Source organism: Algoriphagus faecimaris (assembly GCF_900101705.1).
Taxonomy (GTDB): Bacteria; Bacteroidota; Bacteroidia; order Cytophagales; family Cyclobacteriaceae; genus Algoriphagus; species Algoriphagus faecimaris.
This window is the reverse complement of record NZ_FNAC01000002.1, coordinates 1-23628: the sequence shown is the minus strand read 5'-3', so window position 1 is coordinate 23628 and position 23628 is coordinate 1. Positions and strand designations below refer to the sequence as shown.

Genomic DNA, 23628 nt, shown 5'->3' with positions numbered 1-23628 from the left:
TCATGACAAACTATTTGAAATCAGCTATTTACGGAATGGGAGTTGCATTGCTTTTTGCTCAATGCTCACCCGAAAAATCTACAGAAACTAAAGAAGTAGCCGTAGAAGAAGTGAAGACACCGAGCTTGACTATGCTTTGGGAAACCGAGGCAACACTAGAAACTGTGGAGTCGGTACTCTACGATGAAGCTACGGGAACAATTTACACTGCCAATATTATAGGTCAAGACCCTACTGAAAAAGATGGTCAAGGCTCAATCTCCATCATTGGAAAGGATGGGAGTATCATTTCCCAAGATTGGGTCACTGGACTTAATGCTCCTAAGGGAATGGGGATTGCCAATGGAAAACTATATGTAACAGACATTACCGACTTGGTAGAAATAGAAATTGCCTCTGCTACTATTACCAACCGATGGCCTGTAGAGGGTGCCGAATTTTTAAATGATTTGGCTACTTATGATGGGAACGTCTTCTTTACAGACATGAATACGGGTAAGGTTCACCTCTATTCAGAAGGGAAAATCTCTACTATTTCAGAAGGCCATGAAAGTATCAATGGAATTGCCATTGCGTCTGATGGAACAATTTATGGTCTAGACGCCAGCGGTCTGAAAAAATGGAATGCTGACGGTGGCACCACCATTGTAAACGATCAAGTGACAGGAGGCGATGGTTTGGTGATTCTAGGTGATGGCAACTTTGTCGCTTCACGCTGGCAAGGTGAAGTGTGGTTTGCATCAGAAGGAAACCAGACAAAAATGCTAGACACCAAAGCTGAAGAATCAAATACAGCGGATATTGGATATAATCCAGAAGATAAGGTCGTCTATGTGCCCACCTTCTTTAAAAATACAGTCGTAGCTTACAGGCTTGACTATTAATAGATCTTACAAGGCAATAAAATGAGACTATCTCAATTAAAGGGCTGAATTCAGACTAAAAGGTGGAAAAGCCTTTGTTAGGCAGTATTGCAAAATTCCAACTACCTGACTTGCATAAGGAAGTTAATTTATGTGATATTTTGCATCTATGTGATAGTCTCATTTTTCATTTAGAGGTTAAATATAGACGGTTTTGCCCACTCATGGAATTCGAAAACGTCTATAGAATATTTCAATGTGGATTCTGCTTTATTGTCAGTATCTTTATGTTTCATTTCAGTTCCTCGGACAAGGAACTTCGAAAAAATAAGTACCCATGAATAAATCAGGAGAAATCAATTACGAGCTAGAAAAAAACATGGAAGTCATCTCCCAGTTAGATGATTTTGTAGGGCATGCAGTGGACAATGTTTTGGTCGATCCAGATACTTGTTGGCAGCCTTCTGACTTCCTTCCAGACTTTCATAACCCGGAAGTTTTCGAAGAGGTGAAACTATTGCAAAAAAGAGCAGAAGGAATTCCAGATACTGTGCTGACCTCGCTTGTAGGTAATATGATCACCGAAGAAGCACTTCCATCGTATCAAACCTATTTTAATCTGCTAGAAGGTATCAACGATGAGCGAAGTCTTTTATCTCCATCCGGATGGGTTCGCTGGTCCAAAGCCTGGACAGCAGAAGAAAATCGTCACGGAGATTTGCTCAATAAATACCTTTACCTTACCGGAAGAGTAGACATGGTTGCCGTGGAACGGACAATTCACCGATTGCTAAGCAATGGATTTGATCCCAAATCGGAATCCGACCCCTATCAAGCCATGATTTATACTTCTTTTCAAGAGCGAGCTACAAAAATATCCCATGTGAACACGGGTAAGCTAGCCGATAAAGCAGGTGACCACGTACTTTCGAGGATTTGTAAGACCATAGCCGGGGATGAAGCCCGACATGAAAAAGCCTACAAGAGCTTTATGGCAAAAATATTTGAGATTGATCCAAGTGGAGCAATGATGGCATTTGAAAAAATGATGAGAAAGCAAATCGTCATGCCGGCAGTCTTGATGGGAGAAGGAGGGAGCAGAGAGTCGCTCTATAAGGACTTCTCCGAAATCACCCAAAAGGTAGGAATTTATACCGGTTGGGATTATGCTCGTATCATTCAACATTTGGTGGATTATTGGAAAATAGAAGCTGTCACTGGACTAAATGATATCGCTTCCAAAGCGCAGGATTATTTATCCAATTTGGCTGATCGATACATGAGATTAGCAGATCGAATGAAAGCTCCAGACGAAGTCAAGCTAGCTTGGCTGAAATAATAATTTAAAGTCCCGCAAAAAAGTGGGACTTTTTTTATTTAACGAAAGAGAAGTCAGACTAAAGGGTAACTTCCCTTTATTTTTTTAAATTAAATTGAATAACCCAAAAGCCCATAGTAAGCAATTCTAAATAGAGGGAAAGATTGAATCAAGCATTCCCAAACAAGGGGCTATCCGGTATATTGCTCTTGAAATCAAAAAATCCAATCCAATGAAAAAAGCGCTTTTCTCCATCCTCATCTATTTATTTCTCCAAGTCCCTTTTCTTGTTTTCAGCCAAAAAATTACGGTTAATGCAGATAGACTCCATCAGCATCTGATGATTTTATCCAAGTATGGCATGAATGATGCCGGAGGCTCTGACCGAGTGGCATTTTCCACCCATGATTTGGCTGCTAGGGACTATATCAAAGGATTGATGAAAGAGGCAGGTCTTGAGGTAAGTGTCGATTTTGCTGGAAATATAATTGGAAAAAGAGCAGGTAAAAACGCTTCCCTAAAAGCGATTGCCTTTGGGTCCCATATAGATGAAGTTCCCAATGGAGGACATTATGATGGACCTGTCGGCAGTTTGGGTGCTATTGAAGTGATTCAAACCTTAAACGAGCAAAAAAGGATGACCGATCACCCTCTTGAGGTGATCATTTTTACCAATGAAGAAGGCGGAGTAATAGGCAGTAGGGCTTTGGTCGGACAGCTTAATGAGGATGCGCTAAAAGTTGTCAGTAATGCTGGAATCAGTCAAGGTGATGGAATACGCCTATTAGGCGGTGATCCCGATCGACTTTCAGAAATAATTCGTCAGCCGGGTGACTTGGCTGCATTTCTCGAACTCCATATCGAGCAAGGAGCCAACCTTTACAATGAAAAAATGGATATCGGAGTTGTGGAAGGTATTGTTGCCATCGAGTGGTGGGAATTTACCTTCACTGGAAAAGCGAACCATGCCGGAACCACTCCAATGAACTTGAGAAAAGACCCAATGCTCCCCGCTGCCAAGTTTATTTTAGCAGTCAATGAAACTATCCGTGCCTCAGAGGGAAGGCAAGTCGGTACAGTAGGAAAAATAGCAGCCTCACCAGGTGCAGGAAACGTTATACCCGGTGAAGTAAAATTAACCCTAGAAATCAGAGACCTCTCCTCTGAAAAAATTTGGTCGCTTTTTGAAAACTTGGAATTACAGGCTGAAGCATTTGCAAAAGATTACGGAGTGGAAGTTTCTGTCAAACATATTGAAGTAGCCTCAAAGCCGGCTTTGGCAGATGATTCTATTCGGGAACTCATCAAAGAAAGCGCAACAGCATTGGGGCTCAGTACGATGAGTCTTCCAAGCGGCGCCGGTCACGATGCTCAAGAAATGGCAAGAATAGCACCTATGGGTATGATCTTCATCCCTAGTAAAGATGGAGTTTCTCATGCGCCTGATGAATATTCCAGCAAGGAGGAAATCGCAAACGGTGCCAATGTGCTTTTGAAAACCATTTTAGCCCTGGATAAAAAGCTGAATTAAATCTAGGATTTTTTGAACCATGTAGAAAAGAAAACCATTACATGTATATACATTAATTGTAACATAATGACTATGCGTGCGATCAAAAAAATACACAATTCAGAATATAGACCTATTGCTGACCTTATCACCTATAGCCCAATGCCGACTAGGAGCATTGAAATGATTGATCCCTTTCTTTTTCTCAATCATCATGGATACCAAACTTATCCGGCCAACAATCGTGGTTTGCCCTTTGGGCCGCATCCTCACCGAGGAATGGAAACCGTGACATTTATACTCGAAGGGGATATTATGCATAAGGATTCTTCGGGTCACGAGTCTGTCATTGGTCCAGGAGGTGTACAATATATGACAGCAGGCAAAGGCCTGATTCATGCTGAAGTTTCAAGCGATCAATTCAAGAAATCCGGGGGTGATCTCGAGATTTTACAACTTTGGTTGAATCTACCTGCTTCCAAAAAAATGATGAGCCCCAATTATATTGGGCTTCAAAAAGAAGAGATTCCTGTGCTCGAGTTGGATGATTCTAAAATCAAGATTCAGCAGCTTTTTGGAGAATGGAACGGAGTAAAAGGAGCCTTTGAAGGGACTTTCCCTATCCAAATGAGCACGATCTACCTTGCTAAAGGCGGAGCATTTGAAAAAGAAATACCTGCTTCCGAAAATATATTTTTCTATGTAGTCAGAGGTAAAGTCTCCGTCAATGAGAAGGAAGTAGATTTTAGACATCTTGTCGAATTTGAAAATCACGGAGAAAGGCTACAGGTGGAAGCTCTTGAAGAATCCGTTATTATATTGGGACATGCACTTCCCTTTAATGAACCCGTGGTGGCTCAAGGTCCTTTTGTGATGAATTCTGAGGCTCAAATACGTGAGGCCTACGAAGATTATCAAAATGGAAAATTCGGATCCTGGAACGGTTAACTATCGATAATATCCTGGGAGATCAGCCGGTAGATTTCAGCCAATTCAGGGTTGAAGTTCAAAAATCTAAAATGATCTTCTAAGGTTTCATAATCCTCCCGAATAGCAGGCCCAGTTTGGGCCTTTTTTGCTCCTATCTGAAGACTTTTTGAAATAGTCTCTATGATAAGTGGTTTCATCATATCAAAATCAAGCCCCTGTCTGCGCATTATTTCTTCCGAAATCCTAATCATATGGTTGGAAAAATTACTGGCAAAGACAGCGGCCACGTGAATGGCTTTTCGATCCTTAGATCGCACGATATAGGTTTGGTTAGAAATACTTTTAGCAAGTTTTTGGAGTTTTTGGAGCACTGCTTGATCTTCTGCCTCTAAAAGTAGAGGTACTTCTGAGAAATCCATTTTCTGTCCGGTCGTAAATGATTGCAAGGGATAAAAAATCCCGATGTAGCTTGCCGAGCTATAGCCTAATACATCCAGTGGTTGAGCTCCCGAAGTGTGAACCAAAATACTCTCTTCGGGCAAAATAATAGCATCGGCCAGCTCAGAAATAGCTTCATCTTTGATGGCAAGAATGAAAATCTGAGCTTGACTTTCAGAAAAATCAAGGTCAATTTTTGGCTCTGATGCATAGAGTCGTGCTGTAATTTTACTCGCTCGATCAAGATCACGCCCATAGACTTCTGTAATCACATGTCCCGCATTTTCCAAGGCAGGTGCAAGATGCCAGGCAACATTTCCGGTACCTATGATGGCGATTTTAAACTTCATTACGGAATTAACACAATTTCCCCAAAAAGAAAAAGCCATGCTTTTGGATCACATGGCTTTTAAACATTGTTTCAAAACTAGGTTAAATATGCAAGGCTCGATTTTCTGTGGCAGCCAAACATGCCTCTTTGAAAGCTTCGGTATAGGTGGGGTGCGCATGAGACATTCTTGAGATATCTTCAGCGGAAGCACGATATTCCATCGCTACGACTGCCTCAGCGATCATATCAGCCGTACGTGGCCCGATCATGTGAACTCCTAAAATCTCATCCGTTTCTGAATCAGCAAGCACTTTTACCAAACCATCGGTATCCATAGACGCTCTCGCTCGGCCTGATGCCATAAATGGGAATTTACCGGTTTTATATTTGACTCCTTTTTCTTTTAACTGCTCCTCTGTAAAGCCTACTGAAGCGACCTCCGGCCAAGTATAAACGACTCCTGGAATCAAGTTGTAATTGATATGAGGCTTTTGTCCGGCAATCACTTCTGCTACAAAAACCCCTTCTTCTTCTGCCTTGTGAGCAAGCATTGCGCCTTTAACCACATCCCCTATGGCGTAAATATTGGAAGCTGAAGTTTGCAAATGTTCGTTGACTTCTACCTGACCTCTGTCATTTAGTTTCACTCCTGCAGCTTCTGCATTCAGGCCGTCAGTGTAAGGCTTTCTTCCAATTGAAACCAAAACATAATCTCCTTTGATTTCAATAGTTTCACCTTTTCCATTTTCAGCCTTAACCGTGACTTCCTTGCCTTTGCTCTCTACTGCAGTGACTTTATGCTTGAGGAAAAACTCAAAACCAAGCTTTTTCAGTGATTTTTGCAATTCCTTCCCCATGGTCTTATCCATAGAAGGGATCAATGAGTCCATGTATTCTACAACGGAAACTTTGGACCCCATTCTTCCATAGACAGAACCCAACTCCATACCAATTACCCCTCCTCCGATGACAATGAGATGCTTTGGAATCTCCTTCATCTTCAGAGCTTCGGTAGAGGTGATGATCCTATCCTTGTCCAATTTGATAAATGGAAGTGAAGCAGGTTTAGAGCCAGTCGCGATGATAATGTTTTTCCCTTTGATTTCTTCAGATTTACCATCCTCCTTGCTCACTTTTACGGTAGTGGCATCCACGAAGGAACCTAGCCCATGATGAACATCGATTTTGTTTTTCTTCATCAAAAACTGAATCCCATCCACATTTTGCTTGACCACATCATCTTTACGGGCAATCATTTGCTTCAAATCTACTTTCAAATTAGAAAGATTGATGCCATGAGTTTTAAAAGTATGGGCAGCATTGTGATAATGCTCCGAAGAGTCCAATAAAGCTTTGGAGGGAATACAGCCTACATTGAGGCAAGTACCACCCAAGGTGGAATATTTCTCGATAATGGCGGTCTTCAATCCCAATTGCGCAGCTCTTATAGCCGCTACATATCCACCGGGACCCGAACCTATTACTATAACGTCGTACATATTTTTTTAGATTTTAGAGGCTAGACACAAGATTCTTGATCTAGTCATAGCCAGTTGAAAAGAGGGCTTTCAAAAGCTGCCCTCGTAAATCTTTAAACTCCAAACAACAACCGTGTAGGATCTTCCAAAAGCTGCTTGACTCGAACCAAGAAGCTTACTGATTCTCGACCATCAATGATTCTGTGGTCATAAGAAAGTGCCAAGTACATCATCGGCAAAATTTTAACTTCTCCATTGACCGCCATTGGTCGCTCCACAATATTGTGCATCCCTAGAATAGCTGACTGTGGAGCATTGATGATTGGAGTGGACATCATGGAGCCAAATATCCCTCCATTGGTAAGTGTGAATGTACCACCTGTCATTTCCTCTATCGACAATTTATTATCCCGTGCTTTAGTCGCCAATCGAACCACTTCTTTTTCGATCTGATCAAAAGTCAAGGACTCTGCATTTCGAATCACTGGCACGACCAAGCCTTTCGGTGCGGAAACCGCGATGGAAATATCACAATAGTCATTGTAAACGATTTCATTTCCATCGATTTTGGCATTCACTGCCGGCCACTCTTGGAGTGCCACGCAGACTGCTTTGGCAAAGAATGACATAAAGCCCAATCCGACTCCATGTTTCTCCTTAAACTGCTCCTTAAACTTAGATCGCAGGTCCATGATAGGCTTCATATTGACTTCATTAAAAGTAGTCAACATCGCTGTCTCATTTTTGACAGAGACTAGGCGTCGAGCAACAGTTTTTCTTAAAGAGGACATTTTTTCTCTTCGCTCGTCTCTTGAGCCTGCTACTTTTACAGCCTCTTGAGGAGCCTCCTCTTTTTTAGGTTCTTGTTTGGCTGGAGCTGAAGCTGATTTTTCGGCATTTTGAGCATCTTCCTTGGTGATGCGTCCATCCTTTCCGGTGCCTTTTACCTCTTCAGGCTTGATTCCTTTTTCTGCAAGGATCTTGGAGGCAGCGGGAGAAGCATGGCCAGTGGCATAATTCTCTTTGTCTTCGGAAGAATCCGAATCGGAAGATTTTTCGCTGTCATCTTTAGACTCGGAAGAGGAAGATGCTTCAGGTTCTCCATCAGTGACTTCTATTTTACAGATCAAACCGCCGATCTCTAGGGTATCTCCCTCAGCGGCTACATGCCTCAAAACTCCGGAAGCTTCCGCAGGTAGCTCAAAAGTTGCCTTATCAGAATCTACTTCTGCGATGATTTCGTCAAGCTTGACATAGTCTCCGTCATTTTTGATCCAATTGGCCAGAGTGACTTCAGTGATAGACTCCCCTACAGTGGGAACCACCATTTCTTTCACTTCTCCAGTCTTCTTGGAAGAGGAAGAACCAGTTGATTTTTCTTCTTTCTTTTCAGTATTGGACTCTTCGGCTTTCACTCCGGAGTCAGATTCTTCGATGGTGCAGATAACAGCTCCTATCTCGAGGATATCTCCCTCTTCAGCTTTAATCCTAAGCGTACCTGCCGCTTCTGCTGGCAATTCAAATGTTGCTTTGTCAGACTCGAGTTCACAGAGAACCTCATCCATCTGAACGGTATCACCGTCTTTTTTAAACCACTGGCCTATCGTGACCTCCGTAATAGACTCTCCTACAGCGGGAACTTTGATTTCTTTGCTCATGTGTTTTTCTATTATGATTTTGCCAGCAGGGCAAAATTGACAAAATGATTATTCTGGATTAAAGGTAATTTACAACTTTAGGGCTTTGGAAATGATAGATTTCTGTTCTTCCACGTGAACTTTGTTATAACCGGTAGCAGGAGAAGCGCTTACCTTTCTGGCAATCAGCTCCATCGGCAATTCCTTGTACAACAGGCGGAGAATATAAGTCCAATAACCCATATTTTCAGGCTCTTCCTGAACCCACACCAACTCGGCATCTTTATAAGCTTTGACTGCTTCCACTATTTGCTTGATAGGCAGCGGGTGCAGCTGCTCGATACGAAGGATAGCAACGTCTTTTACTTTCTCTTTTTCTCTTGCCTCCTCCAGATCGTAGTAAATTTTTCCGGAGCAAAGAACCACTCTTTTTACATCCTTGGCTTCTACAGTGGTATCCAAGATGATTTCTCTAAATCTCCCTTGAGTGAATTCTTCCACAGGAGACATGACTTTAGGGTGTCTCAAAAGAGACTTAGGAGACATGACTATGCATGGCTTTCTGAATTCCCAAGTCAACTGTCTTCTCAACATATGGAAGAAGTTGGAAGGCTCGGTAATATTGGCAACTACCATGTTATACTCTGCCGAAAGTTGTAAAAAGCGCTCAGGGCGTGCATTGGAATGCTCCGGTCCTTGGCCTTCATAACCATGAGGAAGAAGCATGACCAGTCCATTTTGCTTTTGCCACTTGGATTCACCCGAGGATATAAACTGATCGATCATAGTCTGAGCACCATTAGCAAAATCCCCAAACTGTGCTTCCCAAATCGTCAATGAATGCGGATTAGCCATTGCATAACCATATTCAAAACCCAATACGGCATATTCAGATAAAAGGGAATTGTAAATATAAAAATGCCCCTTTCTGTCTTTCATCTCTTTGAGAGAATTGTATGGCTGATTAGAACTCGCATCATGTAGCACTGCATGACGGTGGGAGAAAGTACCACGCTGTACATCCTGTCCTGTCAATCGTACCGTTTTACCTTCTAATAGCAAAGAACCGTAGGCCAAAAGCTCAGCAGAAGCCCAGTTGAGTGATTTGGACTTGAAAAACATTTCCTTTCGCTGCTTCATTTGCACCTCGATCTGCTTGATGGCCTTGAACCCCTTCGGAATCACCGTCAAGGCTTCTGCCACCGTTTTGATAGCATCTTCAGAGATCCCAGTTTCAGGAGATTGTAAAAAGTCATCAGGGTTGGATCTTCTTAGGCTTCCCCACTCACGCTCAAATTTGGTCGCTTGATAAGGCAGAGGCTTCTCTTTCACCATATTTAAGCGATCTTGAAGGAGTTGCCTAAATTCCTCATCCATTTGTTTGGCAATCTTGGCATCAAGATCCCCTCGCTCAGTCAATCGCTTGATATAAACCTCTCTCGGATTGGGGTGTTTTGAAATGATATTGTAAAGTTCGGGTTGAGTGAATTTAGGTTCATCGGACTCATTGTGTCCATGACGACGATAGCAAACCATATCCACGAAGATATCCTTACCAAACTTTTGACGGAATTCTGCTGCTAGCCTAGCAGCAAAAACGACAGCTTCAGCATTGTCACCATTGACATGGATCACAGGTGCATCGATAATTTTAGCTACATCCGTACAATAAATAGACGATCTAGCATCATCAAAGTCTGTGGTAAACCCTACTTGATTGTTGATTACAAAGTGTATAGTACCTCCGGTATGATAGCCTTTCAAGCCTGCCATTTGAGTCACTTCGTATACGATTCCCTGACCGGCTACCGCAGCATCTCCATGGATCAAAATAGGAAGCGCTTTTCTGGCGTCACCTTGGTGCTCGGAATCAATTTTTGCACGAATAAAACCCTCCACCACAGGATTAACCGCCTCTAGGTGGGATGGATTGGGTGCTAACTTAAGGTGAACTTTTTTCTCATCAGGAGTGACTATATCTGAGGAATATCCCATATGATATTTCACATCCCCATCACCCATGGTCAGGTCGGGCTTAGCCGTTCCTTCAAATTCGGAGAAAATCTGCTCATAGGTTTTACCCATGATATTGGCCAAGACATTTAGTCGACCACGGTGTGCCATTCCAATCATTACTTCCTCTACACCACCCAAAGCAGCAGTATTGATGGCCGCATCTAGGAAAGGAATGGTACTCTCACCACCTTCTAGAGAAAAGCGCTTTTGCCCTAAGTATTTTGTATGCAAAAAGTTTTCAAATACAACCGCTTGGTTCAGCTTAGATAAAATTCGCTTCTTCTCTTCTGTAGCGGGGTTAAAAGCTAGGGCTTCTTTTTCAATTTTGGTCTTTAACCAATCCAAAATCTCTGGGTCACGAATGTAGAGGTACTCAAATCCCATCGGACCTTCGTAAATGGTTTTCAGCGCCTCAACAATTGCTGAGAGTTTGGCCTTTCCGATTCCGATTTCATTTCCCGCTTGGAATTCTGTACCCATATCTTCTTTGCCCAATCCAAAGTCTTGAGGATCGATTAATGCTTTTCGATCTCTTCTTTCCCTTACCGGATTGGTTTTAGACCGTAAATGTGCTCTAGAACGGTGGGCATGGATAAGCGCTCTTACTTTAATCTCCTTAGGAAGCTGTTCCATGTCCATGATGGTGCCTGGAGTAGCTAAAGAGCCATTTTTAGCATTAGACTGAGGCCTCGATTCAGTTGAATCTTCATCACCATAATTGGTTAAGGCAAAATCAAAGCCTTGAAAAAATTCTTTCCAACTAAGGTCGATGGAATCTGGGTCTTGTTTGAAGGATTGGTAAAGCTCATCGATGTAGGAAATATGAGCATTGGCGATGTATGAAAATTTGTCCATGACAGTTTTTTAGATCACAACAAAACTACATGAGAATAATGATATTAAAAAACCGCTTATTTGCTTTTACAAATATACATAAAGAAAAAAAAGCAGCGCCGAAGCGCTGCTTATTATAACTCAATCGAATTATCTCAAATCAGGCCAAGGTTTGCCGTCATTAGACTTAACGATTACAGTACCAAACTCACCGAAGGTATTTTCCCAAGAAAGGGTCAATTCCTCTGGAGTAGAACTCACAACGGTCATGGAGTAGGAATCACCATACTTATCCGTTCCAGTCATACTGAGGATGTTACAAGCATCATTGATTCTTACGTTTCCACTACCCCAGCTATCAGGATAGCATTCCTGCCAAGCACCGAAAGTACCATCAGACAAGGTATAGCTACCAGGACTGCTCGATACAGGAGTCCAAGTAATCTCTCCTGAATAGGTAGCTCCACAGAAAGTCTCAGTTGCTTCAAACTGGTAAGTACCTCCCAAGTCGGATGGACAAACTACGCTTACATTGTATTGGAAAGGTGATGCATAGAATGGCGCACCAGCAACGTTGTTAGTCACGTTATCTGAGCTGAAAGAACGACCAAATCGATCATTCAAAACCAATCTAAATTCAAACACATCTCCACCTTCGATATCCTCGAAAGATAAACCAACTGCCGCAATTGCATCAGCAGCAGAGATTTGGAAGCTAGTTCTCAAAAACCTAGACTCAGAATTTGGCGCAAAATCAGACTTTTGCAAGGTTGCCACCAAAGCATCCTCCTGAGGAGTAAACTCCAAACCTACACCAGGGATCAGTCTTCTGTGACGAACTCTGATTTCTACGGTCTCTACTGTACCGCCGTCTTCGATATCCACCGCTTCAAGAGTCAAAGCAAAGTTTGAATTAGCTAAGTTGAAGAGGTTAAACGTAGTACTTGTTCTATCGATAGTACGTAGATAAGCACCTGTGTCAAATTCGCTATAGGGAATGTTTGGTTCCACAAAGTCTCTACAAGAACTAAGGAACACAAGAGCCATTGCCAATAAGCCGAAACTATATTTTAGGATTCTCATAATTTTTCAAATTTATTGGTTAGTAAACCCAAGCGTTGCCTGAAGGATTCGTATCCCAGAATACTTGTGCCGATTGATCTGCCTTCTGCTGTGCACTAGTATTGGTTACCATGTAGTTGTTTGGATAGAAGAATGATCTTGGGAAAACTCCAGGATTAGGCTCTAATCCAGGCTGCATGTTATCCGGCTTGCCTGTCCTTCTGTACAAGTTATAAGACTCTATACCGTTTCCAAACAGTGCCAACCAATATTCACGACCAATGATATTCATTCGAGCATCATTGGAAGCAGCAGATGAATATTCATCATCTACATATCCAAGATAACTGTCAATATTTCTATCGATCTCAATCTCTTCTTCAGTAAAGAAATCACTGATATTTCCAGCATCCCCTGAAGCTAAGCTCCAGTCTACCATGAAGTTCATCTGCTTCTCTATCCCAGAAAGTAAATACTCTTTAGCATCTCCAGTTACCCCTAGTTCCAAAGCAGCTTCAGCAAGCATAAAGTCTACATAAGCAGCTAACATAATAGGATGTATACCTGCTCCTTGAGCTCCCAAAGAAGGATTATTCACTGGAGTGGCAGAATCATCATCAAATCGACCACCCGCAGGATAAACTCCCCAAGCAGTACGCTTCAATCCATCTGGTGGAATACCATCCGGGTCCAAGTGATCACGACCCCAATAACCTCTATCACCAGGTAGACAGTAAATAAAGTTACCTACTAAGTAATGTCCTGGAGCCAACTGAGCAATACACTCAATATCAGCGGGATCTGTAGGGTTTACAATTTGCTGACGATAGAAGTAAAATCTTGCTCTTGGATCATCAAATCCCTTTGCTTCTGTCAAATGCCACATGTAATACGTAGACTGATAGTCACCGCCACCTGAGGTGTACTGGCTTGCAAATCTTGGATGTCTTGAGTCAGGATCAGCAGCAGTTGTACCGAATTGGAAAATGAAATCATCTCCTTCTTTCAGCATATTATCTGCAGCAACCAAGGCGTTGATACCAGCAGTAGAACCACTAGCATCTACCAATCTTCTATTTAAGTAGTAACGAAGTTTAAGTGTATTAATCAATCTTACCCACTTATCTTCATCACCTCCATAAAAGAAGTCATTGGGATCACCAGCACTTGCAGCATTGAAATGTCCTTCGGCCTCATTCAAGGCAGCAAGAGCAGCATCATAAACTGATTCACCTGAATCCAAAGTAGGATTAAACTCGGTCGGATCTAGTGCTTGAGTAAGTGGAACATCTCCATAAGAATCAACCAAGTGGAATAAAACCATCGCCTTGATCGTCTTAGAAATTCCAAGGTGCTTCTGAAAATTACCCTCTTCTGCCAAAGGCTCTAGGAAAGCAACATCCTGAAGAATATTCGCATAAGCATTAGTCCAATATCCATTGGTAGTCACCGGAGTGTAAGCTCCTTCGTACTGGGCTGAGCCCTGATTGAGCATTCTCGTCAATCTCATTCCGTGATTTCCCACTGCATTGAATAGATCAGTGTAATCCAACTGGATTCTATTCAAGAGAAAATCAGGAGAAGCTGTGTCGGCATTCACCGCATTTGGGTTTTCCAATAGATCTAGATCACAGGAAACCGCAAACAGGGTGCTGAACGCCAGCAATAAACTATATATTTTCTTTTTCATTGTATTGTCTGTTTGTGGTTTAGAATGCCAAGGTCAAGGTTCCACCAAATCTTCTGGAGCTAGGCCCAGTTACAAAGTCGAAACCTAACCCGTTACCTACACCTGTTCCCAACACATCCGTGTCATAATTCATGTTTGGTGGGAAGTTCAGCGCTAGGAACCAAAGGTTGGTGCCGCTAAGCGCAAGAGACGCTCTCTTAAAAGGAGTTTTCGAGATTAAGCTTGCAGGCAAGGCATAAGCTAGAGAAACTTCTCTCAATCGGATCATAGAACCATCGAATATGTTTGGCTCATCAGTAGCACCTTGATATCCTCCGAAGAAGTAATCGGAAGCGGTAATTTGTCTATCATTTGGTGTACCGTCTTCTTTCACACCTGGCATAATAAAGGTCAATTCTCTATCAGCTACAGGATCTTTGGTTACCCCTCTTGCCAATGTAGCAGTCACCGTATTGGAGAAAATAGCTCCTTTGTGTCTGTATTCCATCATGGCAGAAAGTGTAAATCCTTTGTAAGAGAAGGTATTGATCCATGATCCATTCCATCTTGGGTTTGGATCACCTAGAATCTGAAGATCCGCAGCTGGCTTTTGAAGTCCATTCGACAAAATGATAGGCTGTCCAGTCTGCTCATCTCTATCAAAACCAATTCCTTTGATCACATTGAATGGCTCTCCTGGGATAGCAAAGTTACCCAAGGTAGTGAAGCCGGCAACAAGTACTTCTTCCAGTCCTCCACCTAGTTCAACTGTCACAGATCTGTAAAGACCCCAGTTGACGGTAGAGTTCCAGTTGAATCCTGAAGCGGTAGTCACAGGATTGACAGTAGCCTGAAATTCGATACCTCTAGTTCTGATCTTACCGATGTTGATCGCAGTGGAGGTAAATCCTGTAGCAGGATCAATAGGAGACTGAGTAATCAAGTCTCTGGTATTTTTCTGATACAAAGAAAGATCGAAAGTCAATTTGTTATTGAACATCACTGCCTCGACTCCAAATTCTGTCTCTTCGTGCAACTCAGGTCTCAAATCGGCGTTACCCAATAGATTATCTACTGAGTGAGTTGGAGACACATTACCATCTCTATCAAATGCCCTTGCAGTTTGTTCAAGAATATTTCTTGTTCTATAAGGACGAGGGAAACCTGCAGAAGTACCATAACCCAATCGAAGCTTAAGGTCGTTGACTACATTCGAATTCCAGTCAAAAGCTGTGGAAGGAATGAAGGAAACGGAAGCTCCTGGATAAAGAATTCTTCTGTTTTCAGGTTCTACTGTAGAAGTCCAGTCATTTCTAGCGGACAAGTTTAAGTACAAGTAGTTTTTATAATCTAAAGTAACGTTGGCATAGATCCCCATTCTTCGCTCTTCTTGAGTTCTGTTGAGGTTATTCCCGTTATAGGCATCATTAGAAGAGGACTGACGGAAGTTAGAGTGACGGAACAACCCGAAAGCTAACTGACCCTGAGATGCCACTCCATTTTGGGCATAGGTGTCATATCTTGAGTTTCCACCGATCAAGGCACTCATTCCAAAATCATCAGAAAATTCTTTTTTCCAGTTGATCACCAAATCTTGGTTCCAAATGGTGTTAGTGATATTGGTAGAGCGGTAATAACCTGTCTGGGTAGCCAAACTAGAAGACGGTCCACCTCTATTATATCTGGCTTCTTGCAATTCTGTATACGTATCCAAACCAATACGATAAGTGATAAAGAAATCATCATTGATATCGTAATTGATAGAGGTAGAGTTGAAGAATCGCTGTACATCTGAAGTGTTTTGATAGTTATTAACCAACCAAATTGGATTAACTATATCATTACCTCCTCTATAGTACACAGAGCTTCTATCTACTGGGTTTTCCCAAGGAAGCCCTCCCAAATCCACAGATCTAGGCGTGTATAGCACGTGAGCAAATACTGACGGAATACCTCCTGAAGGACCTGAACCAAATGCGGCGTTAACCGGAGGTGATTCCAAGTCTGTGATCGCAAAGGTGAACGATGATTTTACGGTAAGCTTGTCCGTGACAGCCGTGTTAATCCCCAAACCGAAATTGTATTTATTCAATTTGTTTCCTGGAGTAAAACCTTCCTCATCCGTGTAGCCAAAGCTTGCGTTATAGCTAGTATTTTGAGAAGCACCAGAAACCTGAATAGAGGTGTTACTGATTAGACCTTTTCTGAAGAATATCTCAGAAGGATCTGCATAAGCCTTGTATTCGTACTGAACAGGAGTTCCGTCAGCATTGAAAAACTCAGGGAATGCATTTCTAATCGATGCAAGAGAAGAAGTAGCATAAGGGTGATTCACCGTAGAACCGATGTCCATTCTTCCACCAAAGTTGGAGAAGAAGAATCCATTTCCTTGCTGGAAACCATTACCATAAATCTGTCCATAAGTAGGCAAAGAAGCCGCTTCGTTGGTAAATACAGATTGGTTGATCGTTACTTCTGCTGCTTTTCTTTTAGAAGCACCAGACTTGGTTGTAATCAAAATTACACCATTTCGTCCTTGGTCACCATATAGTACAGTAGCAGACAAGCCCTTCAATACAGACATAGACTCGATGTTGTTCGGGTCGATATCCAAGAATCGAGAAGAAGTAGTTGCACCACCTGTGGTAAAGCCATTCTCAGCATTCGTGCTTGTGTTAAAAGGCACACCATCTACAACGAACAATGGCTGATTAGAACCAGTAGCAGAGGAATAACCTCTAATTACCATGTTGGTACCCGAACCAGACATACCGTTGGTTGAAGTGATATTTACCCCTGGTACTTTTCCTTGCAAAACGCGGGCAACGTCTTGCTCTGGACGATTTTCGAGTTGCTCGTTACCTACGGAGGTAACGCCATAACCCAAGGCTTTCTTTTCCCTTTCTATACCGATCGCCGTCACTACCACTTCGGATAGTTGGGCAGCATCAGCAGTAAGGGTGACATTAATAACGGTTCGATTCCCGATCACCTCTTCTTTGGACTCCAAGCCCACAAAAGAGAAAATCAGGACATCTGAACCCGCAGGGACGCTGATCGAGTAATTACCATCCAGATCGGTGGTAGTACCTACAGTCGTACCCTTCACGAGGACGGTTGCACCCGGCAAGCCAAGTCCATCTTCGTCGGAAATTACCGTTCCGGTAATTACCCGCTGTTGCGCCGACACCTCATAACTGAGTGTCATGGTGAAAAGCGCAACAACAAAGAGTAAAGCTTTTCTCATAAGGTATTTAGTTTAGTTGATACGTAAAGAAAATCCCTTTAAATCGAATTTCAAAATCAGGGAAATAGTAGCGTAAAATTATTTAAATACAATTTTAAACATGTATTTTTACATTTATATATCTCATAAGCTTAATAAGTTCAATATTATTACCTTAATATTGATTTTTTAACATTTTTAAGCCTCAGGCGGTAAAAATTTTGTGTAGGCGGTTATTCAAGATGAATATTTTGTAACATAAGAGATATTAACAATAATTAACCGAATCATCTTTATTTCTTAATAAATACAAAATTTTATTCTGGAGATAAAGAAATACTATGGATGCAAAAAAAAAATTTTACTCCGTTATTTTTTAATTCCCCTTCAATAAAATAGTAAAAAATAATCCTTGTGAAATTTCATTGATGTAAATGCGAGTTCTGTAAAAATAAATTTTGGTCTTTATCTAATAAGCACTAGAAGAATTGAAAAAAAATTAAAGAAAATACCTTTTTGGTTTCTTTTTCAACAATAAAAATCTATTTCCTTGAAGAATTGAAAAAAAATGGTGGCTTTTTAAACCAATTCCACCAAATCAAAAGGAATATCTGAGCGTAAAAGCCGCCTCATCCTCCCAGAGCTTCGTGAATTCTTCAAAATTATAAGCGGGCTTCCAATAACAACCCACATAGAAGTTACTTCTGTTGATATTGTATTCTAAACCAACAATAGCGTCTACTCCAAATACATTGTAGTCTTGATCTATTTTATAGACCCAAGGGGGTTCGCCTTTTCCGTCTTTCCACATTCCATAATGCGCTCCTCCTCCTATATACCACTCTAGGCCTTCAAATTCTCGAATATTCATATGATGCTCGTAAAGCAAAGCACCCACCCACCCTTTCCAGCGATTGTAGACCAAAAGGTCAATAGCACCCTGTTCAGAGATAAATTGCTTTACTGTGCCTCCCACATTGGTGCCCCCTGTGACACCTATCATCGTGTTATAAGCGCCTACTTGAGCCTTTGACTCTCTAGACTCCACTAAAAACAGCACCAAGGCAAGCACAGAAACCAAAACAAGCTTTTTCATAAATTCTTGTAGATAAAACGGACTAAAAAGTAAAAATTTTTTCTGGAGTAATACAATAATCCAAAGGAATATCATGAGATTCTTTAGGTAGGCTAGGCTCAGGCTCAAAAAAACTCAACCCCACTTTGAGTACTGTCTCCGCTAATGAGGCAAGAAAAACATCATAATAGCCCTTTCCGAAGCCTATTCTTCCTCCTTCCTCATCGAAAGCCAGTAAGGGCACAAAAACAATATCAATTGCCTCAGTGGTCACTAGGTCAAAGCTTTCGGGAATCGGGATCCCCCAATGATCGGGAATCAGCTTTACCCCTCTTGGGATGGTCAAGGTCTCCATTCTGAGGCTTCCTCTGATTACTTTGGAAGTAAAGACCATCCGATCATTATGCCATAGGTAGGTTAAAATTGGAAGCGTATCTACTTCATTTTGTCGATCTATAGGCAAAAAGAGATGTATTCCACCCAGCTGTGGACGTTTTTCTAAAAACTCAATTGCGCGCTTTTGAATGGCATCATTGAACGCTAGGCGTTGCTCGGGATTTAGATTCTCTCGTTTTCGGAGGTATTTTTGGCGAAACTCAACTTTCTCCATCATTAATTCTCCAAAACCACCATTCTAAAATCCAAAGGATCAAAATGTTCGAAGAGCTTCTCAATCAATTCAGGATCCTCTAAATAAAACTGCATCATATTGACCACCCGCTCTTGAGGTGATCCTCCAGGTTTGATAAATTCTTCAATAGCAGAAGATCGGTCTAACATTACCTTTTGTCGCCGCTCTTCTGCTTTTCTAACTTTCCTACCCATCTGATCCAAAATTTTGAATGAACGGACCTTAGCAGATTCAAAAGCCTCCTTTAGACTTTTGTCTAGGAGTGCAGCACTTTCACCACGGGCATCAAAAAGGGATTCGATTGCTTTTTTTTCCACTGTCATTTCTATATCCTCTTGCGCGTGCTTACAAACAAAATCGCGCCGCCATTTATCCAAATCAGAAAAAAGATCCTCAATCCGCCATTCAAGCTTTTGGATTTTTCGCTGAACCTCAGCGTTGAGTAATAAAGCAAAATTCCTTGGAAGCAAAATAGGAAAAGGCGTTTTGAAAAGCTTAAAGACACCTTTCAGTTGCAGCCAATACACCACCTCTGCAGGACCTCCCAAGTAGGCCAGATTTGGCAAAATCATTTCTTGATAGAGCGGTCTCAGCACTACATTGGGACTAAATCTCTCCGGATGCTGCTCAATCAGTTCATTTAGCTCAGTTTTTGAAAATTTTAGATTTGTGTTTAAAACATAAAAATCCTCCCCTTTCTGCTCAATCCGCTCCCTAATCCCTGAATCCAAATAGAAAAAATTAATTTCCCTCGGGAAAATCTGCCCACCATAGCCGAGCGACTCCAAAGACTCTGTCTTTAGGGTAGCTTCCTTATAGGGACCATGATTAAACACATCCTCTTTCATTACCTCCTTGAATTGGGCTTTGAGCTCTACATCGTGTCCGTCGATGATCAGTAGGCCTTTTTCTCCAAAGAGCTCATGGACGTACTTCCGTACAGCTTCCTTCAAGGTCTTTGAACTGGAGTAAGCTTTTTTAAAGAGCTCCGGAGCGAAACTAAGCGACTTCAAAAACTCCTGAAATGAAGCATCTAGGTTGAAATCACCCACTGCACCTGTTTGATTGGTCTGCCAAGCGTATTTCTTCCCGTCAAGTTTGAAATAATTGATTTCTGCAAAATCATGATCCTCGGAAGCCATCCAATACATGGGGACAAAATTGTAGGCCGGATATTCCTTTTTTAATCTTGCGGCCAGATTAATCGTGGAAACTATCTTATAAATGAAATAAAGTGGCCCGGTAAAAAGATTAAGCTGATGACCAGTCGTGACCGTAAAGGTGTTTTCAGATTTTAAGTGCGAAAGCTGACTTTTTTCCTCCTCAAAAAGCTCGACTCCTTGGTATTGCCTCTCCAGGCTTTGACAAAGAGTTTTTCTGTATTCAGCAGTAAAATCCTTTTTCTTAATGGCCTCTTCAAAGCTTTCGATCTTGGGCAAATGACCATAAAAAGGTCTCAACTCTGCTTTTCCTTTCAGGTAATCCAAAAAAAACGTGGAGAATTGATTGGTCTTTTCTAGGTCGATGAGATGCTTCTTCATGAGATATTTTGGGGAGGATAAAACTTCTTGCTCAAACTTTAAGCATTTCTCCAAAGTTCGCCTTTTTTCTGAAAAATCAGGAATCTTCCACCAACGGGAAAAAATTAGTGCCAATTCTTACAATTTTGGAACAAAAGAGGCGAAAAGGCCTTTCTTTTTAGCATGGCTTATTTTCAAAAAACTTAGCTTTGCCAACCTATGATGCTACCCTATCAACGTTTTTTTCTCGACAATGGACTGGAGGTTATTGTCCATGAAGATCAAACCAGCAAGATGGCTGTTTTTAATCTGCTTTATAAAGTGGGTTCCAAAAACGAAGTCCCCGGAAAAACAGGTCTAGCACATTTTTTTGAACACCTGATGTTTGGGTCCTCAGCCAATGTACCTGTATTTGATCGGGAACTGGAGCGGGTAGGAGGAAGCTGCAATGCATTCACCAGCCCTGATATTACCAATTATTATATGAACCTCCCGGCGGCCAATCTAGAGACGGCTTTTTGGCTGGAGTCAGACCGAATGCTACAATTGACCCTGAGCGAAAAAACCATAGAGACCCAGCGAAAAGTAGTCTTGGAGGAGTTTAAGCAGCGATACCTCAACCAACCCTATGGCGATGTTTGGCATCACCTCAGGGCACTGGCTTACCACAATCATCCCTATAGATGGCCTACTATCGGTGATTCTCCGGCGGATATTGAAGGCTACACAAGAGAGGATGTTTGGGATTTTTATCAAAGAAACTACGGCCCCAATAATGCTATCCTAGTCGTAGGTGGAGCCGTCACTGCCGAGCAGGTCAAGCGGCTTGCAGAGAAATGGTTTGGACCGATACCAACCATAGGATTAAAAAATCCCCCTATTCCATCAGAAGAGACCCAAAAAATGCGTCGGGAAAAAGAAGTGTTTTACCCTGTTCCTACCGCAGCACTATTCAAAGCTTACAAAATGCCAGGCAAGACTCAGGAGGGTTTTCTTCAGGCTGACTTAATTTCAGATGTCCTTGGTTTTGGGAAATCATCTATTCTAGAACAAAAATTGGTCAAATCTGGTAAATTATTTGCCTCCGTAGGAGCTTATGTACTGGGGTCCATGGACCCTGGACTGTTGGTCTTCTCCGGGAAAATGGAAAGCGGTGTGAATGCAAGAGAAGCAGAGGAGGCATTGGATGATGCTTTGGGAGAGTTCATGAGCAAAGAAATCTCTGAGAACGAACTAGAAAAATCCAAAAACCAAAGTGAAGCGATGAAGACCTATGAGTCTATCCAACTGATCAATAGAGTAATGAATCTCGCTTTCTATGCCAATCAGGGGCATCCTGACCTCTACTGGAAAGAATTTGAGACCAAATCAAAAATCACTGCTGAGGAAATCAAGGCTTCTGCTGACCAGCTCATCCGTGAAAACCAAGCATCTGTCTTATATTATCAACCCATAGAATCATGAATACATTTCGAATAGGTTTTGGATACGATGTCCATCAGCTTAAACCTGACTATGACTTTTGGCTGGGAGGCATCAAAGTTGACCATGAAAAAGGAGCTGTCGGTCATTCTGATGCAGATGTATTGATTCACGTGATCTGCGACGCGATTCTAGGAGCAGCCAATCTCCGCGACATCGGATATCATTTCTCTGACAAAGACCCCAAATACAAAGGTATTGATAGCAAAATACTCCTACGAGAGGTAATGCAGCTCTTGCGAGCTGAAGGCTACGAATTAGGAAACCTGGACAGCACCATTTGTCTACAAAACCCTAAAATCAACCCACATATTCCTGCCATGAAAACCTGCCTAGCTGAAGTAATGAATGTGGCAGAAAGTCAAATTTCTATTAAAGCAACAACGACCGAATGGCTTGGGTTTGTAGGTAGAGAGGAAGGAGTGTCTGCATATTGTACCGCACTAATTTACAAACCATGACAGATCAGTTGAAAATCATCACAACGGAAGATGGCTCTCATTCGCTTTATCATGAAGGTTTAAAAGAAAGCTATCATAGCTTTCACGGAGCATACAAGGAGTCCCTACATGTATTTTTAATTTATGGCTTGGACTCTTGGCTAGCTCACAACCCAAAGAAAATGCCCATTCGAATAGTTGAAGTGGGTTTTGGGACAGGACTGAATGCTTGGCTAACGCTAGTATGGGCTGAGCAAAATCAAATCCCTGTTCTGTACCATACCCTGGAGCCCTACCCCATCTCCAAAGAGATTTATTCTCAGCTAAATTATATCGATCAAAATGATGCTATCTGGCATTACCATAAGTATTTTCAGCTTCTACACGATGTAGAATGGAATAAAGGCGGGCCAGTATCAGAGTATTTCAACTTTAAAAAAGACCAAGTCACCCTCGAAGAAGCGCAGCTATACCCTTCTGATGTGGTGTTTTTTGATGCTTTTGCTCCAAGCAAACAGCCTGAGCTTTGGAAAAAAGATTTACTCCAAAAAATAGTAGATTCAATGCGACCCGGAGCTGTTTTCACCACCTACTCAGCCATGGGGCAATTCAAACGTGACCTCAAAGAACTTGGTCTTCGTGTCGAAAACCCTCCCGGACCTCCCGGCAAAAAGGAAATGACAAGAGCCTGGAAAGATCCGATTTAAAATCATAAAAATGCATCTCTCTTTTACTTTATACCCTCCCAAGTCTGCTTTGGCTTGGGATTTGTTTTTAAAATAAAAAACAGCACATGGTATTTTTAATTCTTTTTATGATTATCCGCAATCATGCCAGTATGGGTAAATTGAAGCAATAATGAGTCTGTCAAAGAGTTTTTGACCGAAGTATCTTCTGTTTAGCTTGTAACAAAACTCATCCAGATAGTTCTGCATCATTCGTTCGCTGATCATATGGTATGTCTGCAGGTGTTTCTTTAAGTTACTGATGGCAATATGAACCCATTTGAGGTTAAAATTGCCTTCTTGTGTACCAGAGATTTCTCTGACATGAACATCAATACAATCACTCAGGTCTGAGAAGGTGGTACTTTTATCTGTTTGAAGCACAGCGTTTGAATCAATGTAATCCTTGATTAAATGCTGTGCGGTTTTCGCCTCCAAGTTCT

The 23628-nt window shown here is 41.8% G+C and carries 18 protein-coding genes; 7 read left to right on the top strand and 11 right to left on the bottom strand.

The features are described from left to right. Positions 1–2 precede the first annotated feature (2 nt). The 4 genes from BLQ57_RS01190 to BLQ57_RS01175 all read left to right on the top strand — a co-directional run bounded on the left by BLQ57_RS01190 (position 3) and on the right by BLQ57_RS01175 (position 4639). Positions 3–884, top strand: coding sequence for an NHL repeat-containing protein (locus tag BLQ57_RS01190; protein WP_087940356.1), 882 nt, complete (start codon positions 3–5; stop codon positions 882–884). A 316-nt stretch (positions 885–1200) separates the two neighbouring features. Beyond that, positions 1201–2202 (top strand): acyl-ACP desaturase, encoded by a 1002-nt coding sequence (locus BLQ57_RS01185; protein WP_087940357.1) that lies wholly within the window; start codon positions 1201–1203, stop codon positions 2200–2202. Positions 2203–2413: 211 nt separating this feature from the next. After that, complete coding sequence (locus BLQ57_RS01180; RefSeq protein ID WP_087940358.1) at positions 2414–3712, top strand: Zn-dependent hydrolase; 1299 nt, start codon at positions 2414–2416, stop codon at positions 3710–3712. Positions 3713–3784: 72 nt separating this feature from the next. Then, positions 3785–4639 carry a pirin family protein gene (locus tag BLQ57_RS01175; protein ID WP_087940359.1) on the top strand — a complete coding sequence of 285 codons (855 nt, stop codon included), beginning with the start codon at positions 3785–3787 and terminating at the stop codon, positions 4637–4639. Here BLQ57_RS01175 and BLQ57_RS01170 read toward each other — a convergent pair. The 10 genes from BLQ57_RS01170 to bshC form a co-directional block, all read right to left on the bottom strand. Next, complete coding sequence (locus BLQ57_RS01170; protein ID WP_087940375.1) at positions 4636–5409, bottom strand: Rossmann-like and DUF2520 domain-containing protein; 774 nt, start codon at positions 5407–5409, stop codon at positions 4636–4638. The genes BLQ57_RS01175 and BLQ57_RS01170 overlap by 4 nt on opposite strands. Before the next feature lie 82 nt (positions 5410–5491). After that, positions 5492–6889 (bottom strand): dihydrolipoyl dehydrogenase, encoded by a 1398-nt coding sequence (lpdA, locus tag BLQ57_RS01165; protein ID WP_087940360.1) that lies wholly within the window; start codon positions 6887–6889, stop codon positions 5492–5494. A gap of 92 nt (positions 6890–6981) precedes the next feature. Next, complete coding sequence (gene odhB, locus BLQ57_RS01160) at positions 6982–8526, bottom strand: 2-oxoglutarate dehydrogenase complex dihydrolipoyllysine-residue succinyltransferase (RefSeq protein WP_087940361.1); 1545 nt, start codon at positions 8524–8526, stop codon at positions 6982–6984. A 69-nt stretch (positions 8527–8595) separates the two neighbouring features. Then, positions 8596–11376: a 2-oxoglutarate dehydrogenase E1 component gene (locus tag BLQ57_RS01155; RefSeq protein WP_087940362.1), complete on the bottom strand. Its 2781-nt coding sequence runs from the start codon at positions 11374–11376 to the stop codon at positions 8596–8598. A 129-nt stretch (positions 11377–11505) separates the two neighbouring features. Continuing rightward, positions 11506–12438, bottom strand: a complete 933-nt coding sequence (locus BLQ57_RS01150) for a hypothetical protein (RefSeq protein ID WP_087940363.1) — start codon at positions 12436–12438, stop codon at positions 11506–11508. Positions 12439–12457: 19 nt separating this feature from the next. Then, on the bottom strand, positions 12458–14107 hold the full coding sequence (locus BLQ57_RS01145; RefSeq protein ID WP_087940364.1) for a SusD/RagB family nutrient-binding outer membrane lipoprotein: 1650 nt from the start codon (positions 14105–14107) through the stop codon (positions 12458–12460). A gap of 19 nt (positions 14108–14126) precedes the next feature. Further along, complete coding sequence (locus BLQ57_RS01140) at positions 14127–17333, bottom strand: SusC/RagA family TonB-linked outer membrane protein (RefSeq protein ID WP_087940365.1); 3207 nt, start codon at positions 17331–17333, stop codon at positions 14127–14129. 577 nt (positions 17334–17910) lie between these two features. Continuing rightward, the gene (locus tag BLQ57_RS01135) at positions 17911–18408 is read right to left on the bottom strand and encodes a hypothetical protein (protein ID WP_087940366.1); all 498 of its coding nucleotides are present in this window, start codon (positions 18406–18408) and stop codon (positions 17911–17913) included. 22 nt (positions 18409–18430) lie between these two features. Then, on the bottom strand, positions 18431–19000 hold the full coding sequence (locus BLQ57_RS01130) for a 5-formyltetrahydrofolate cyclo-ligase (protein ID WP_087940367.1): 570 nt from the start codon (positions 18998–19000) through the stop codon (positions 18431–18433). After that, positions 19000–20559 carry a bacillithiol biosynthesis cysteine-adding enzyme BshC gene (gene bshC / locus BLQ57_RS01125; RefSeq protein WP_087940368.1) on the bottom strand — a complete coding sequence of 520 codons (1560 nt, stop codon included), beginning with the start codon at positions 20557–20559 and terminating at the stop codon, positions 19000–19002. The genes BLQ57_RS01130 and bshC overlap by 1 nt, the downstream gene beginning before the upstream one ends. Positions 20560–20760: 201 nt before the next feature. On the opposite strand from bshC, the gene BLQ57_RS01115 reads away from it, so the two are divergent. The 3 genes from BLQ57_RS01115 to mnmD are packed head-to-tail and all read left to right on the top strand — an operon-like array spanning position 20761 to position 23167. Further along, positions 20761–22002: a M16 family metallopeptidase gene (locus BLQ57_RS01115; RefSeq protein WP_087940376.1), complete on the top strand. Its 1242-nt coding sequence runs from the start codon at positions 20761–20763 to the stop codon at positions 22000–22002. Then, on the top strand, positions 21999–22481 hold the full coding sequence (gene ispF / locus BLQ57_RS01110) for a 2-C-methyl-D-erythritol 2,4-cyclodiphosphate synthase (RefSeq protein WP_087940370.1): 483 nt from the start codon (positions 21999–22001) through the stop codon (positions 22479–22481). The genes BLQ57_RS01115 and ispF overlap by 4 nt, the downstream gene beginning before the upstream one ends. After that, entirely contained in the window at positions 22478–23167 is a 690-nt protein-coding gene (gene mnmD, locus BLQ57_RS01105; protein ID WP_087940371.1) for a tRNA (5-methylaminomethyl-2-thiouridine)(34)-methyltransferase MnmC2, read from the top strand. The genes ispF and mnmD overlap by 4 nt, the downstream gene beginning before the upstream one ends. A gap of 111 nt (positions 23168–23278) precedes the next feature. Here mnmD and BLQ57_RS01100 read toward each other — a convergent pair. Continuing rightward, positions 23279–23628: IS1595 family transposase (locus BLQ57_RS01100; RefSeq protein ID WP_139162639.1), on the bottom strand; the 350-nt coding region annotated here is incomplete at its 5' end.

Coding starts and splice junctions, on each gene's coding strand:
- BLQ57_RS01190 (WP_087940356.1), top strand. CDS start 3: ATGACAAACTATTTGAAATCAGCTATTTACGGAATGGGAGTTGCATTG.
- BLQ57_RS01185 (WP_087940357.1), top strand. CDS start 1,201: ATGAATAAATCAGGAGAAATCAATTACGAGCTAGAAAAAAACATGGAA.
- BLQ57_RS01180 (WP_087940358.1), top strand. CDS start 2,414: ATGAAAAAAGCGCTTTTCTCCATCCTCATCTATTTATTTCTCCAAGTC.
- BLQ57_RS01175 (WP_087940359.1), top strand. CDS start 3,785: ATGCGTGCGATCAAAAAAATACACAATTCAGAATATAGACCTATTGCT.
- BLQ57_RS01170 (WP_087940375.1), bottom strand. CDS start 5,409: ATGAAGTTTAAAATCGCCATCATAGGTACCGGAAATGTTGCCTGGCAT.
- lpdA (WP_087940360.1), bottom strand. CDS start 6,889: ATGTACGACGTTATAGTAATAGGTTCGGGTCCCGGTGGATATGTAGCG.
- odhB (WP_087940361.1), bottom strand. CDS start 8,526: ATGAGCAAAGAAATCAAAGTTCCCGCTGTAGGAGAGTCTATTACGGAG.
- BLQ57_RS01155 (WP_087940362.1), bottom strand. CDS start 11,376: ATGGACAAATTTTCATACATCGCCAATGCTCATATTTCCTACATCGAT.
- BLQ57_RS01150 (WP_087940363.1), bottom strand. CDS start 12,438: ATGAGAATCCTAAAATATAGTTTCGGCTTATTGGCAATGGCTCTTGTG.
- BLQ57_RS01145 (WP_087940364.1), bottom strand. CDS start 14,107: ATGAAAAAGAAAATATATAGTTTATTGCTGGCGTTCAGCACCCTGTTT.
- BLQ57_RS01140 (WP_087940365.1), bottom strand. CDS start 17,333: ATGAGAAAAGCTTTACTCTTTGTTGTTGCGCTTTTCACCATGACACTC.
- BLQ57_RS01135 (WP_087940366.1), bottom strand. CDS start 18,408: ATGAAAAAGCTTGTTTTGGTTTCTGTGCTTGCCTTGGTGCTGTTTTTA.
- BLQ57_RS01130 (WP_087940367.1), bottom strand. CDS start 19,000: ATGATGGAGAAAGTTGAGTTTCGCCAAAAATACCTCCGAAAACGAGAG.
- bshC (WP_087940368.1), bottom strand. CDS start 20,559: ATGAAGAAGCATCTCATCGACCTAGAAAAGACCAATCAATTCTCCACG.
- BLQ57_RS01115 (WP_087940376.1), top strand. CDS start 20,761: ATGCTACCCTATCAACGTTTTTTTCTCGACAATGGACTGGAGGTTATT.
- ispF (WP_087940370.1), top strand. CDS start 21,999: ATGAATACATTTCGAATAGGTTTTGGATACGATGTCCATCAGCTTAAA.
- mnmD (WP_087940371.1), top strand. CDS start 22,478: ATGACAGATCAGTTGAAAATCATCACAACGGAAGATGGCTCTCATTCG.